Raw genomic sequence first — 14918 nt, 5'->3', positions numbered from 1 at the left:
TCTTGCTTGTCCTTAATCAGATGCGACCTCAGAAAAGGGCCAAGAGATGATTAACAGCAACACCGCGCCATTGGGCATGGCGGTCACTCCCCATCACCTCGCCAGCGAAAGCGCGCTGGCGGTGCTGCGCGCCGGCGGCAACGCCATTGAAGCGATGGTGGCCGCGGCGGCCTCCATCGCCGTGGTCTACCCGCATATGAACGGCATCGGCGGCGACGGCTTCTGGCTGATTGTGCCGCCGCAGGGGACCCGGTGGCGATCGACGCCAGCGGCGCGGCGGGATCGCTGGCGTCGCTGGATTTCTACGCCGGGGAAAGCCGCATACCTCACCGCGGCCCCAGGGCGGCGCTGACCGTCGCCGGCACCGTCGGCGGCTGGCAAGCGGCGCTGGACTATTCCGCCGAACTGGGCGGCGAACAGCTGCCGCCGTCGCGCCTGCTGGCCGACGCCATTCGCTATGCGGCCGACGGCATCCCGGTCACCGCGTCCCAGGAGGCGGCGACGCGCAGCAAGTATCATGAGCTGGCGGAGGTGGAACACTTCGCCCGCACCTACCTGCCGCAGGGGGAGATCCCCCAGGCCGGCCAACGCTTCTGTCAGCCGCGCCTGGCCGATACGCTGATCGCCCTGGCCGAAGACGGGCTGGACAGCTTTTATCGCGGCCCGCTGGCCCGCAGCATGGCGGCGGACATGGCGACGCTGGGCATGCCGCTCACCGCCCAGGATCTGGCGGATTACCGGCCGCGTCGCCGCGTTCCGCTGCGGCTGGAGCACCAGAAAGGCGAGATCTTCAACCTGACGCCGCCGACCCAGGGGCTGGTGTCGCTCGCCATCCTCGGGCTGACCGATCGCCTGCCGCTGGTCGGCCAGCCCGAAGGCGCCGTGGTGCATAGCCTGGTCGAAGCCACCAAGCTGGCGTTCGGCCTGCGCGACCGATACATCACCGATCCGCGGCATATGACGCAGGATCCGCAGGCGCTGTTGGCGGCCGAACATCTGGATTCGCTGGCGAAACGCATCGATCCGCAGCAGGCGGCGCCCTGGGGCGCGGGCAAAGGGCCGGGCGACACCGTCTGGATGGGCGTGATGGACAGCAGCGGCCTGGCGGTGTCTTTCATTCAGAGCATCTATCATGAATTTGGCAGCGGCGTGGTGCTGCCGCAAAGCGGCGTGCTGTGGCAAAACCGCGGCGCGTCCTTCAGCCTGGACGCCGACCACCTGCTGGCGCTGGCGCCGGGCAAGCAGCCGTTCCACACCCTGAATCCGGCCGCCGCCAGGCTGTACGACGGCCGCACGCTGGTGTACGGCTCGATGGGCGGCGACGGCCAGCCGCAGACCCAGGCGGCGCTGTTCGTGCGCCATGTGGTGCAGGGGCTGCCGCTGCAGCAGGCGATCAGCGCGCCGCGCTGGCTGCTCGGCCGCACCTGGGGCGAAAGCTCCGACGCGTTGAAACTGGAAGGCCGCTTCAGCGCGGAAACCCTCGATTACCTGCGCCGACGCGGCCACGAGGTTGAACTGCTGCCGGACTTCAGCGAAGCGGTCGGCCACGCCGGCGCCATCGTGCGGCATACCAACGGCATGCTCGAAGGCGCCTTCGATCCGCGCAGCAACGGCAGCGCCGCCGGCTTCTAGCCACTTTTGATTACCGGGAGAACCTATGGACCACCACACCGCCGCCGACTGGGCGACCTACATTCGCCAGATGGAAACCATCCTGGCGCTGGAGCTGGACGATGCCCGCCGGCAGGAACTGCTGACCCAGTTCCGGCGCATCGCCGCCATGGCCGAGCCGCTGATGGCCTTTCCGCTCGACCAGCGGCTGGAGATCGCGGGGGTATACCGCGCATGAATTCGCTAAGCTCACTGTCGATCGCCGAGATCCGCGCGGCGCTGAAGCAAGGCGCCATCTCCGCCCGCGAGATAGCCCAGCAAACGCTGGACGATATCGACCGGCACAATCCCGCGCTGAATGCCTATACCCACGTCACCCGTGAACGCATGCTGAGCGAGGCCGATAATCTCGACCGCGCCCGCGCCAAGGGCCTGCCGCTGCCCGCCCTGGCCGCCATTCCCTATGCGGTAAAGAACCTGTTCGACGTGACCGGGGAAACCACCCTGGCCGGCGCCAGCCTGTTCAGCGACCGGCCGCCGGCCAAACGGGACGCCTGGGCGATAACCCGGCTGGCCGGGCAAGGCGCCCTGCTCTCCGGCATGCTGAATATGGATGCCTATGCCTACGGCTTCACCACCGAAAACAGCCATTACGGCGCCACCCGCAATCCGCATGACGCCACCCGCATCGCCGGCGGTTCCTCCGGCGGTTCGGCGGCGGCGGTGGCGGCCGGGCTGGTTAATTTTTCACTCGGCAGCGACACCAACGGGTCCATCCGCGTGCCCGCTTCGCTGTGCGGCATTTACGGCTTGAAGCCGACCTTCGGCCGCCTGTCGCGCAGCGGCAGCCAGCCGTTCGTCGCCAGCCTGGATCATCTCGGCCCGTTCGCCCGCCGGGTGCGCGACCTGGCGGCGGTCTACGACGTGATGCAGGGGACCGACATTGAAGACCGTTTCCAGGCCGACAAGCCGGTAACCCATACCGAAGCGCTGCTGCCGCGCGGCCAGCAAGGGTTGCGCTGCGCGGTGCTGGGCGGATACTTCCAGCAGTGGTGCGACGACGACGCCAAACAGGCCGTACGGCGGGTGGCGCAGGCGCTGGAGGCGATCGCCGACGTCGAACTGCCGCAGGCCGAGCTGGCGCGTTCGGCGGCCTTTATCATCAGCGCCGCCGAAGGCGGCAATCATTACCTGCCGCAGCTGCGCAGCCAGCCCGAACGTTTTGAACCGCTGTCGCGCGAGCGGCTGCTGGCCGGCGCCATGCTGCCCGCCGCCTGGTACGTGCAGGCCCAGCGTTTCCGCGCCCATTTTCAACAGCAGGCATCGCCGCTGTTCGAACACTGGGACATCCTGATCGCCCCGGCCACGCCGTGCGGCGCCACCCCGATTGGCCAGGAGACGATGCGCATCAACGGCGTCGATCTGCCGATCCGCGCCAGCATGGGCATGCTGACGCAGCCGATTTCGTTCCTCGGCCTGCCGGTGGTGAGCGTGCCCTTGACGACCGCCGCCGGCCTGCCGCTGGGCGTACAGCTGATCGCCCCGCCGTGGCGCGAAGATCTGGCGTTGCGCGCCGCCTATGCGCTGGAACAGCGCGGCGTGACCGCCTGCGTGTTACCGCAAAAACAGGATTAATCCATGAAAAGTGAATATATCGACCGGCCGGCGGTGCTGGCAGAGGTGAACGCCGCTTTCTATCGCTATGAGCAGGCGCTGATCGGCAACGATATCGAGGTGCTGGATGAGCTGTTCTGGCACGACGGCCGCACGGTGCGCTACGGCGCCGGCGAGAATCTGTACGGCATCGATCAGATCCGCGACTTCCGCCTGCGGCGCCCGTCGCAGGGGCTGGATCGGCAGTTGGAAAACACCCAAATCACCACCTATGGCGACGACATGGCGGTGGCCAGCACCGAATTTCGCCGCCCGGGCAGCGACAGCGTCGGCCGGCAGATGCAAACCTGGGTGAAGCTGCCCTGCGGCTGGCGCATCGTGGCGGCGCACGTCAGTTTGATCGGGTAATTCAACGGGCGCCGCCGTGAGCAGTCAGCACCAGTAGGCCATAAAGTTGACGGTTGAGCGGTCCAAATCGCATTCGCCGATCAGATAACGCCGCAGCGATTTCACCGCCGAGGATTCGGCCGCCACCCAGGCGTAGAAGCTTTTCGCCCCCTCGGCGCGTTCCCACAACAGATCGCCGCCCAGGCTGTTCTCCGCCAGCGACTGCGCTTCGGCGCGCGCCGAAGCGGGGATCGCCACCCGCTGGCGCACCGCTTCCACCAGCAGCGTGCCGTGCATCTGCTGGTGCCCGACGTCGCGCGGCAGCCAGTACACTTCGGCGAACGGGAATTGCTCCAGCGCCAGGCAATCGCCCGCCACCGGCACTTCGAAGAACGCCTGCACCCGCGGCGGGTTGGCCTGGCGCGCCAGCTGCTCCAGAATGCCCATCGCCGCCGGCACCGCCGTTTCATCGGCAATCAGCAACGCCTGCTGCAGCTGCGCCGGCGGCGCCCATTCGTAACCGCCGCTGTCGCCGGCGAAGTCGCCGTTGGGCGCCACCACCTGAATGGCGTCGCCCGGCGCGGCATGGGTCGCCCAGGCGGAGGCCGGGCCGTTCACCCCGTGCAGCACGAACTCCACGTCCAGCTGATTTTGCGCCCGACGCAGCGCCCGCAGCGTATAGGTGCGCATCACCGGGCGCCGCTCTTTCGGGATCGCCATATAATGGCTGTACCAGTCCGCGCCGTTTTCCAGCTGCGGGATCTGGCCGTCGGCGGCCGGGAACAGCAGCTTGATGCGCTGATCCGGCGCCTCCAGCTTCATGCGATGCACCTCCGGCCCCTCGAACACGCAACGCAGCAGCGAAGGCGAGACGTTTTCTTTGCTTTTCAATTTGATGTCAAAAATTCTGTAGCTTGATGCGCCGGACATGTCGATTACTCTCCCGCGGAATTGATCGTTATGCGATGCCGGCGCCACAGCCAGCCGCTGACGCCGCCCAGCAGGACGGCCATCGCCAGCGCCGCAGCGATCAGCTGCGACTCGCCATAAAACTTCGCCACCACCGGCACCATCAGCGCGCTCAGGCCGTAGCCCAGCGTGTGGCTGGTGGCTATCGCGCCGGATCCTTTGCCGGTGGACAACTTGTCGTTCAGCATCAGCTGATAGCCCGGCGTCGCCATCGCCGCGCCGAAGGAAGCCAGCGCGCAGCCGACATAGAACAGCGCCAGCGGTGGCGTGCACATCAGCGCCAGCCCCGCGGCCATCAGCACGGCGGCAATCAACAGCAACCGGGGGGCGCTGAAACGCTGCGGGCGCACCACCAGGAACTGCGCCAGCAGCGTACAGCCCGCCGCCACGCTCAGCAACACCGCCACATGATGGCTGACGGCGATGGCGGAATGGCTGAACAGCCGGGCCAAATGCGGCGACAGGCCAAGCTGCATCAGGCTGACCGACGCCGCCAGCAGCACCGCGCACAGCAGATACGGCGCCATGCTGAGGCGCAGACGATTTTGCTGGTGCGCCACCGGCGGCAGAGGCGGATCGTTATGCTGCCGGCAGACCACCAGCAGTGCGATCAGCGGCGCGATGGCCATCAGCCACAGCGGCGCCATCGGATGGATCGACAGCGCCAGCGCGGCGCACAGCGGCCCGAGCAGGCGTCCGCAACTCAGCCCCGAACTGATGGTGGCCAGCGCCGACATGCGCTGTTCATAACCTGCGCGCTGCAGCGCCCAGGTTTGGCTGGCCGGCACCATGCCGGAAACCGTCAGCCCATAGATAATGCGCGCCGCGATCAGGCCGCCCAATCCGACCATCGGCGGCAGCCAGCCGGCCGAAAGTCCCCACACCGCCAGCGCCAGTAAAGCGAAACTGAACAAATACCCCGCTAACGCCATGGTTACCACAAACTTGCAGCCGCGAATTTCCGACTGCCGCCCCCACCAGGGCGAGCCGACCAGAAACAGCATCGAACCGAGCGTCAACAGCCCAGCCCAGACGGACAGCGACAGCTGGGTCATGCCGACTAACATCGGCAGCGCGACCAGCAATCCGTTTTGCCCAATGCCCAGCAAACCGGCGCAAAACGCCAGCGGCCAATTGGAAGGCGACGCATTGCCAATTGTCGGTGATTTTATGGAGGAAAAAATACGCATCGAACGTAAAGATACCGTTAATAAAATTATGGGTTTATGTTAGATTCATTGAAAAATTGTATCATAGCGCAATTGATAACAATAAATATTATTGATATAAGAATCATTCTCAATTGATTCAACAGTGAAATGGGATCATGACAATCCAGTTTGAAACCGCGGCAACAGACGTGGCTGCGCAGTGCTTTTTGAACGCATTAATGCGTGAAACCCGGGACTGGCAAATCGTTCCGGCCACCGATCATCGACAACATCCGCAGCTTCACATTCCTCTTTCACCGACCCAAGCCATTCGCATCGCTTTACGCCATATTTCGCCAACCCAGCATCACCAATACCTGTTCCCCGCCCGCCTGCATCGGCAGGATGACGGCGCCGGCGAAGCGCTGAGCGTCGAACGGCTGGTGAGCCTGCTGCTGGAAAAGCCGGCGGTGAAAGGCGAATTGCCCGCCGAGGCGGTCGAACGTTTCCGCCAGCGGGTGCTGGAAAGTCATGATAATACCCAACGGGCGATCGCGGTCCGTCTCGACTGGCCGGCGCTGCGCGACCGGCCATTGAATTTCGCCCAGGCGGAACAGGGGCTGTTGGTGGGCCACGCCTTCCATCCGGCGCCCAAATCCCACGAACCCTTCGACGAACGCCAGGCGCACCGTTACCTGCCGGACTTCGCCGCCCGGTTCCCGCTGCGCTGGTTCGCCGTCGACCACCGCTTCCTGTGCGGCGAAAGCCTGAACCTGACGCTGCAGCAGCGCCTGCAGCGCTTCGCCGCCGAGAGCGCGCCGCAGTTGCTGACGCACTTCACCGACGATGTCTGGCTGCTGCCGATGCACCCCTGGCAGGCCGACCATCTGCTGAGCCAGCGCTGGTGCCGGGAGCTGGTTAGCCAGCATCTGCTGCGCGATCTGGGCGAGGCCGGCGAACGCTGGCTGCCGACCAGTTCGTCCCGCTCGCTGTACAGCGCCAGCAACCGCGACATGATTAAATTTTCCCTCAGCGTGCGCCTGACCAACTCGGTGCGCACCCTGTCGGTCAAGGAAGTGAAGCGCGGCATCCGCCTGGCTCGCCTGGCGCAAACCCCGCGCTGGCAACGGCTGCAGGCGCGCTACCCGACCTTCCGCGTGATGCAGGAAGACGGCTGGGCCGGCCTGCGCTCCGTCGAGGGCGTCATTCAGGAAGAGAGCCTGATGGCGCTGCGCGACAACCTGCTGTTCGAACAGCCGGAAAGCCAGACCAACGTGCTGGTGACCCTGACTCAGGCCGCGCCGGACGGCGGCGACAGCCTGCTGGCCGCCGCGGTGCGCCGCCTGGCCGCCCGCCTGAACCTGCCGCTGCGCCAGGCGGCGCACTGCTGGCTGGACGCTTACTGCCAACAGGTGCTGCTGCCGCTGTTCAGCGCCGAAGCCGACTACGGCCTGGTGCTGCTGGCGCACCAGCAAAACATTCTGGTGGAGATGCAGCAGGATCTGCCGGTCGGCATGCTGTACCGCGACTGCCAGGGCAGCGGCTTCACCCGCGACGCCGCCCCCTGGCTGGAGGAGATCGGCGAAGCCGAGGCGGAAAACCGCTTCAGCGAGCAGCAACTGCTGCGCTACTTCCCTTATTATTTGCTGGTGAACTCCAGCCTGGCGGTCACCGCCGCGCTGGCAGCCGCCGGCTTCGACAGCGAAGGATCCTTGATGGCCCGGGTGCGCGACGCGCTTGGCGGCCTGCGCGCCACCGCCAGGAATACCCTGTGCCTGGACTACGTGCTCGACAGCCCGCACTGGAACTGTAAAGGCAACTTCTTCTGTTACCTGCACGATCATAACGAGAACACCATCGTCGATCCGGCGGTGATCTACTTCGATTTCGTCAACCCACTGTTTACGGGGGCCGCCCAATGACGCCGTCCGCCAAACTGACGCATGCCGGCAGCGCTTTCCGCTGCGAACGGCTGGAACGGGATCTGCAGCTGGGCCTCGGCCTGGACGGCAGCGCCGTGCTGCATTACCCGGGCGCCCTGCCGCAGGGCTGGCTGGTGCAGGCGCTGGATCAATTGCTGGTCGCCGCGCCGCAGCTCAGCGGCGTGGCGCTGCCCTACGCCGAATGGCGGGAAGAACCCCAGGCTCAGGCGCTGTTCGCCCTGGCCAGCGGCGACTACCTGGCGCGCGAAGTTTTCTACCAGCTGCCGCTGTGGCTGAGCGGCGAACGCAACCGCGCCTCCGGCCAGATGCACTATGACGCCGAACGCCAGATCTGGTTCCCGCAGCGCCCGGCGCGGCCGAACGGCGAGGTTTACCGCCGTTACGATCCGCAGCTCAAACACACCCTGAGTTTCCGCCTGCCGGAGGTCGAACGCGACGCCGAACAGTTCACCCGCTGGATGAATTCGCCGCGCGTCGATGCCTTCTGGGAAATGAGCGGCCCGCTCGAGGCGCAGGCCGCCTATCTGCGGCGCCAGCTGGACTCCAGCTACTGTTATCCGCTGCTCGGCTGTTTCGACGATCGCCCGTTCGGTTACTTCGAGGTCTACTGGGCGCCGGAAGACCGCATCGGCCGCCACTACCGCTGGCAGCCGTTCGATCGCGGGCTGCATATGCTGGTGGGCGAAGAGGACCGCCGCGGCGCGCAATACATCCGCAGCTGGCTGCGCGGCCTGACCCATTATCTGTATCTGGACGAACCGCGCACCACCCGGGTGGTCGCCGAGCCGCGCGCCGATAACCAGCGGCTGTTCCGCCACCTGCCGGCCGCCGGCTATCACAGGGTGAAGGAGTTCGACTTCCCGCACAAACGTTCGCGCCTGATCCTCAACCAACGCGATGCGTTCTTTCGGGAGGCGTCGGTATGATCGCTCATGACTACGCCGACTGGCAGCGCGTCAACCGCCAGATGATCGCCAAGATGCTGGCCGAACTGGAATACGAACGCACGCTGCAGGCGGAATCGCACGACGGAAAATGGCGCATCGCCCTGGGCGACGCCAGCTACGGCTTCAGCGCCACCCGCGGCATCTGGGGCTGGCTGCACATCGACCCCGCCACGCTGAGCTGCGATCGGTTGCCGCTGGCCGCCGACCAAACGCTGCGTCAGCTGGCGCAGGTGCTGAAAATGGACGATGCGCAGATAGCCGAACATCTGGAGGATCTGTACGCCACGCTGCGCGGCGACATGCAGCTGCTGGCCGCACGCCACGGCATGAGCGCGCAGGATCTGATCGCCCTCGATGCCGACGCGCTGCAATGCCTGCTGGCCGGCCACCCGAAGTTCATTTTCAACAAGGGCCGTCGCGGCTGGGGCCTGAACGCGCTGCAGCAGTATGCGCCAGAGTATCAGGGCCAGTTCCGCCTGCACTGGATCGCGGCCAAACGCGACGGCTTCGTTTGGTGCGCCGACGCGCAATTCCCGCTGGACAGCCTGCTCGACAGCGCCATGGATCAGGGCGAACGCCAACGCTTCGACCGCCGCTGGCGCGAGTTGAAGCTGAGCGACGACTGGATCCCGGTGCCGCTGCACCCCTGGCAATGGCAGCAAAAAATTGCGCTGCATTTCCTGCCGCAGCTGGCCGCGGGCGAGCTGATCGAACTGGGCGAATTCGGCGACCATTACCTGGCGCAGCAATCGCTGCGCACCCTGACCAACGTCAGCCGCCGTTCGGCGTTCGACATCAAGCTGCCGCTGACCATTTACAACACCTCGTGCTACCGCGGCATTCCGGGCAAGTACATCAGCGCCGGCCCGGCCGCCTCGCGCTGGCTGCAGGACATTTTCGCCGAGGACCCGACCCTGCGCGCCAGCGGCGCCGAGATCCTCGGCGAACCGGCGGCGGGTTACATGACTCACCCAACCTACGCCTCGCTGGCCAAAGCGCCGTATCGCTATCAGGAAATGCTTGGGGTGATCTGGCGCGAGAATCCGTTCTGTTACCTGCAGGAGGGCGAACACGCCATCTTGATGGCGACGCTGATGGAAACCGACAACCACGGCGAGCCGCTGATCGCCGCCTATATCGCTCGCTCCGGCCTGAGCGCCGAAGCCTGGCTGCAACAGATGTTCAGCGCGGTGGTGCTGCCGATGTACCACCTGATGTGCCGTTACGGCGTGGCGCTGATCGCCCACGGCCAGAACATCACGCTGGTGATGAAGGATCATGTGCCGCAGCGCGTGTTGCTGAAGGATTTCCAGGGCGACATGCGCCTGGTGGATCGGGACTTCCCCGAAGCGGCCTCGCTGCCGCAGGGGGTGAAGGACGTTACCGTGCGCCTTTCCGCCGACTACCTGATCCACGATCTGCAGACCGGCCACTTCGTTACCGTGCTGCGCTTCATCTCACCGTTGATGGCGTCCTGCGGGGTGAGCGAAGCGCGTTTCTATCAGCTGCTGGCGCAGGTGCTGCAAGGTTATATGGCGCGGCATCCGGCAATGGCGGATCGCTTCGCACTGTTCGACCTGTTCAAGCCGCAGATTATTCGCGTGGTGCTTAACCCGGTCAAACTCACTTATTCAGAGCAGGACGGCGGCAGCCGCATGTTGCCCAACTACCTGCAGGATCTCGATAACCCTCTCTATCTGGTCACCAAGGAGCTTGCCCAATGAATCAGCCTCTGGATTTCATCGGCATCGGCATCGGCCCGTTCAACCTCAGCATCGCCGCGCTTGGCAGCGAAGTGAACGGTTTTAACAGTAAATTCCTTGAGCGCAAACCGCACTTTTCCTGGCATCCCGGCATGATGGTGCCGGATTGCCACATGCAAACCAGCTTCCTGAAGGATCTGGTGAGCGCGGTGTCGCCGACCAACCCGTACAGCTTCCTCAACTATCTGGTTAAACGGAAAAAGTTCTACCGTTTCCTGACCACCGAACTGCGCACGGTGTCGCGCGAAGAGTTCGCCGACTACCTCGACTGGGCCGCCAACGGGCTGAATTCGCTGGAGTTCAGCCAGGACATCCAGAGCGTGGATTTTGACGACCAGCAGCGCCAGTTCGTGGTCACCACCCAGCGCAATGTCTACCGCGCGCGCCACGTCTGCCTCGGCATCGGCAAGCGCATCAAGCTGCCGGACTGCGTTACCGAACAAAACGACCGCTGCTTCCACGCCAGCGAAATGGCGCTGCGCAGCCCGGATCTGGCCGGCAAACGCGTTACCCTGGTGGGCGGCGGCCAGAGCGGCGCCGATCTGTTCCTGAACATTTTCCGCGGCGAATGGGGCCAACCGGCGCAGCTCAACTGGATCTCGCGCCGCAACAACTACAACGCACTGGATGAAGCGGCCTTCGCCAACGAATACTTTACGCCGGACTACGTCGACGGCTTCTACGGCCTCAACGACGGCGCCAAGCAGCGCATGCTGACCGAGCAGAAGATGACCTCCGACGGCATTACCGGCGAGTCGCTGCTGGCTATCTACCGCGCGATGTATCACCGCTTTGAAGTGCTGCGAGAAAAGCCCTGGGCGCGCCTGCTGCCAAGCCGTTCGCTGGCGGCGATGCACGCCGACGGCGACGGGTATCGGCTGGTGACGCACCACCATCTCGATCAGGGCCGGGAAACCTTCGATACCGACGTGACGATCTTCGCCACCGGTTACCAGCAAGATCGGCCGGCTTTCCTGGCGCCTTTGGCCGATCGCCTGCTGACCACCGCCGATGACCAGTACCGCATCGCCCCGGACTTCACCCTGGAGTGGCAGGGGCCGCAGGAAAACTGCCTGTTCGCCGTCAACGCCGGCATGCACAGCCACGGCATTGCCGAACCCCAGCTCAGCCTGATGGCCTGGCGCTCGGCGCGCATTCTCAACCGGGTTTTAGGACGCGACCAGTTCGATTTAACGTCCACCCCGGCGGTGATCCAATGGCGCAGTCAGCAAGCGGGCACGCCCGCCCGCGCTGAACACGTCATGCTCAATTACACCGAGTTTTAACCACACGCAACCTGGGAACACTGGAAAAATAACGATGAAACGCAAACACCTTTGGGTATTGAACCCGTGTCTGCTGGCGATGCTTGCGCCGGCGGCCTGGGCAGAAGAGCAAAAAAACAATGATGAGCAGGTGGTGGTTTCCGCCAGCCGTTCACACCGCACCGTCGCTGAAATGGCGCAGACCACCTGGGTTATCGAGAGCCAGGAGATTGAGCAACAGGTGCAGGGCGGCAAGGAAATCAAGGACGTGCTGGCGCAGCTGATCCCCGGCATGGACGTCAGCGGCCAGGGGCGCACCAACTACGGCATGAACCTGCGCGGCCGTTCGATGATGGTGATGATCGACGGCGTGCGCCTGAACTCCTCACGCAGCGACAGCCGCCAGCTGGATTCGATCGACCCGTTCAATATCGACCACATCGAGGTGATCTCCGGCGCCACCGCGCTGTACGGCGGCGGCAGCACCGGCGGCCTGATCAATATCGTCACCAAAAAAGGCCAGAAAGAGCAGCAGGTTGAGCTGCAGGTCGGCGGCAAAACCGGCTTCGGCGGCCACAACGACCACGACGAAAACGTCGCGGCGGCGGTCAGCGGCGGCAACGACAACGCTTCGGGGCGGCTGTCGGTCTCCTATCAGCGCTACGGTGGCTGGTACGACGGCAAGGGCAACGAGGTGCTGATCGACAATACCCAAACCGGCCTGCAGTATTCCGATCGCCTCGACGTGATGGGCACCGGCACCATCAATATCGACGATCACCAGCAGCTGCAGCTGACCACCCAATATTACAAGAGCCAGTCCGACGGCGATCACGGCCTGTATCTGGGCAAAGACTTCTCGGCGGTCACCGGCGACGCCAGGGCGTACAACGGCGGCAACCTGAACGCCGACCGCATTCCGGGCACCGAACGTCACCTGATCAACCTGCAATATTCCAACACCGACTTCCTCGGCCAGGATCTGGTGGCGCAGGTCTACTATCGCGACGAGTCGCTGACCTTCTACCCGTTCCCGACGCTGAACTCGGCGGGAAATGCCGTCACCAGCATCGGCGCCTCCCAGCAGAAAACCGACTTCTACGGCGGCAAGCTGACGCTGAACAGCAAGCCTGTCGACGCCCTGACGCTGACCTATGGCATCGACGCCGAACATGAGAGCTTCAATGCCAACCAGCAGTTCTTCGATCTGGCGAAGGCGAAGCAATCCGGCGGCATGGATTTGGAAAACGCCTACAACACCGGACGTTATCCGGGCTACACCACCACTAACCTGGCGTCGTTCCTGCAGGCCAGCTACGACATCAACCCGATCTTCACCCTGAGCGGCGGCGTGCGTTACCAGTACACCGAAAACAAGATCGATGACTTCGTCGGCTACAACCAGCAGCAAGCCATCGCCACCGGCGCGGCAACCTCCGCCGACGCCATCCCGGGCGGCAAGACCGACTACAACAACGCGCTGTTCAACGCCGGCCTGCTGGCGCACCTGACCGAGCGCCAGCAAACCTGGTTCAACTTCTCGCAGGGCTTCGAGATCCCGGATCCGGGCAAGTATTACGGCAACGGCACCTATGCGCTGAACAACGGCCACTATCAGCTGAACAATAGCGTCAACGTCGGCGACTCCAAGCTGGAAGGCATCAAGGTCAACGCCTACGAGCTCGGCTGGCGCTACACCGGCGACAACCTGCGCACGCAGGTCGCCGCCTACTATTCTCTGTCCGACAAAAGCATCTCCATCAACAAAACCGACATGACCATCAACGTCAACTCGGACAAGCGCCGCATCTACGGGCTGGAAGGCGCGGTGGATTACTTCTTCGAAGACAGCGACTGGAGCGCCGGCACCAACTTCAACCTCATTCGCTCCGAGACCAAGGTCAACGGCGAATGGAAAAAGTTGGTGGTCGACACCGCCAGCCCGTCGAAAGTCACCGCTTACGTCGGTTGGGCGCCGGGCGACTGGAACCTGCGCCTGCAGTCGCAGCAGACCTTCGACGTGTCGGACGACGGCGATTACACCAAGGCCAACTCCACCCAAGGACGCAAGATCGACGGCTACAACACCATCGACTTCCTCGGCAGCTACAACCTGCCGGTGGGCAAGCTCAGCTTCAGCGTGGAAAACCTGTTGGACAAGCAATACACCACCGTTTGGGGCCAGCGCGCGCCTATCCTGTATAGCCCGACCTACGGCTCGTCTGAGCTGTACAGCTATAAAGGCCGCGGCCGCACCTTCGGCCTGAACTATTCGGTATTGTTCTGATCCTATGCAAAAGGGCCGGCAATGCCGGCCCTTATCATTTGCTGAACGGATGATGCTCCGCCCAATGCTCGGCGATATCCTGCCGCCGGCATATCCACACCCGATCGTGCCGCTGAATATAATCCAGGAAGCGCTGCAGCGCGCGAAACTTGCCGGGGCGCCCCAGCAAGCGGCAATGCATGCCGATCGACAGCATCTTCGGCGAGGTTTCGCCCTCGGCGTACAGGACGTCGAAGCTGTCCTTCAGATAGGTAAAGAACTGCTCGCCGGTGTTGAAGCCCTGCGGCGACGCAAAGCGCATATCGTTGGCTTCCAGCGTATAGGGCACAATCAGATGCGGCCTGCTCTCGCCGGTGGCGCACCGCACCTCGGTCCAGAACGGCAAATCGTCGCCGTAATAGTCGCTGTCGTATAAAAAGCCGCCTTGTTCCACCAGCAGCCGGCGGGTATTCGGGCTGTCGCGGCCGGTATACCAGCCGATCGGCGCCTGGCCGAACAGCTCGCGCAGCGTCGCGATCGCCTGCCGCATATGCTGGCGTTCGCTAACCTCATCCATCTGCTGGTAATGGATCCAGCGCCAGCCATGGCTCACCACGTCATAGTCGGCCTCTTTGATCGCCTGCACCACCTGCGGATTGCGCGCCAGCGCCATGGCGACGCCAAACACCGTCAGCGGCAAAGCGCGGCGCTGAAACTCCTGGTGGATCCGCCAGAAGCCGGCGCGCGAGCCATATTCATACAGTGAATCCATCGACATATGCCGATCCGGATAGCTGGCCGCGCCGATGATGTCGGAAAGAAACTGTTCAGAGCCGGCGTCGCCGTGCAGCACGTTGTTTTCCGCGCCCTCTTCATAGTTGAGGACGAACTGCACCGCGATGCGGGCGCCTCCCGGCCAGCCCGCGTGCGGCGGGCGGCCGCCGTAGCCGATCAGATCGCGCGGGTAGTCTTTGTCAAATTGGTACTGATTCATCGCCGCTT

11 protein-coding genes and 1 pseudogene are annotated in these 14918 nt (G+C 64.2%); 9 read left to right on the top strand and 3 right to left on the bottom strand.

Translation table 11 applies throughout. The features are described from left to right. Positions 1-46: 46 nt before the first annotated feature. From D7I37_RS11595 to hpxZ, 4 genes and pseudogenes are all read left to right on the top strand, one after another. Positions 47-1632, top strand: a pseudogene (locus D7I37_RS11595) (gamma-glutamyltransferase family protein). 25 nt (positions 1633-1657) lie between these two features. Further along, entirely contained in the window at positions 1658-1849 is a 192-nt protein-coding gene (gene hpxX / locus D7I37_RS11590; RefSeq protein WP_095095869.1) for an oxalurate catabolism protein HpxX, read from the top strand. Next, entirely contained in the window at positions 1846-3246 is a 1401-nt protein-coding gene (locus tag D7I37_RS11585; RefSeq protein ID WP_129543701.1) for an AtzE family amidohydrolase, read from the top strand. The genes hpxX and D7I37_RS11585 overlap by 4 nt, the downstream gene beginning before the upstream one ends. A gap of 3 nt (positions 3247-3249) precedes the next feature. Further along, complete coding sequence (gene hpxZ, locus D7I37_RS11580) at positions 3250-3633, top strand: oxalurate catabolism protein HpxZ (protein ID WP_061796055.1); 384 nt, start codon at positions 3250-3252, stop codon at positions 3631-3633. Between the two features lie 24 nt (positions 3634-3657). Here hpxZ and D7I37_RS11575 read toward each other — a convergent pair whose 3' ends face one another. Next, positions 3658-4542 carry a siderophore-interacting protein gene (locus D7I37_RS11575; protein ID WP_129543700.1) on the bottom strand — a complete coding sequence of 295 codons (885 nt, stop codon included), beginning with the start codon at positions 4540-4542 and terminating at the stop codon, positions 3658-3660. 5 nt (positions 4543-4547) lie between these two features. Further along, positions 4548-5771 (bottom strand): MFS transporter, encoded by a 1224-nt coding sequence (locus D7I37_RS11570; RefSeq protein WP_061796051.1) that lies wholly within the window; start codon positions 5769-5771, stop codon positions 4548-4550. 137 nt (positions 5772-5908) lie between these two features. On the opposite strand from D7I37_RS11570, the gene D7I37_RS11565 reads away from it, so the two are divergent. From D7I37_RS11565 to D7I37_RS11545, 5 genes are read left to right on the top strand one after another with little or no spacing between them, the layout of a single operon-like run. Beyond that, on the top strand, positions 5909-7654 hold the full coding sequence (locus D7I37_RS11565; protein ID WP_129543699.1) for an IucA/IucC family siderophore biosynthesis protein: 1746 nt from the start codon (positions 5909-5911) through the stop codon (positions 7652-7654). Then, positions 7651-8601, top strand: a complete 951-nt coding sequence (locus D7I37_RS11560) for a GNAT family N-acetyltransferase (RefSeq protein WP_061796048.1) — start codon at positions 7651-7653, stop codon at positions 8599-8601. The genes D7I37_RS11565 and D7I37_RS11560 overlap by 4 nt, the downstream gene beginning before the upstream one ends. After that, entirely contained in the window at positions 8598-10346 is a 1749-nt protein-coding gene (gene iucC / locus D7I37_RS11555) for an IucA/IucC family siderophore biosynthesis protein (protein WP_129543698.1), read from the top strand. Before D7I37_RS11560 ends, iucC begins: the two co-directional genes overlap by 4 nt. Next, complete coding sequence (locus D7I37_RS11550) at positions 10343-11671, top strand: lysine N(6)-hydroxylase/L-ornithine N(5)-oxygenase family protein (RefSeq protein WP_061796045.1); 1329 nt, start codon at positions 10343-10345, stop codon at positions 11669-11671. Before iucC ends, D7I37_RS11550 begins: the two co-directional genes overlap by 4 nt. Before the next feature lie 34 nt (positions 11672-11705). Then, positions 11706-13937 (top strand): TonB-dependent siderophore receptor, encoded by a 2232-nt coding sequence (locus D7I37_RS11545; RefSeq protein WP_129543697.1) that lies wholly within the window; start codon positions 11706-11708, stop codon positions 13935-13937. Between the two features lie 34 nt (positions 13938-13971). Here D7I37_RS11545 and puuE read toward each other — a convergent pair whose 3' ends face one another. Beyond that, a complete protein-coding gene (puuE, locus tag D7I37_RS11540; protein WP_061796043.1) occupies positions 13972-14910 on the bottom strand; it encodes an allantoinase PuuE in 939 nt (312 codons plus the stop codon). Positions 14911-14918: the final 8 nt, after the last annotated feature.

It is taken from the genome of Serratia sp. 1D1416 (assembly GCF_003641105.1).
Lineage (GTDB): Bacteria > Pseudomonadota > Gammaproteobacteria > Enterobacterales > Enterobacteriaceae > Serratia > Serratia ficaria.
Note: the sequence above shows the minus strand (reverse complement) of the source record. Positions and strands in the feature narration are given on the sequence as shown.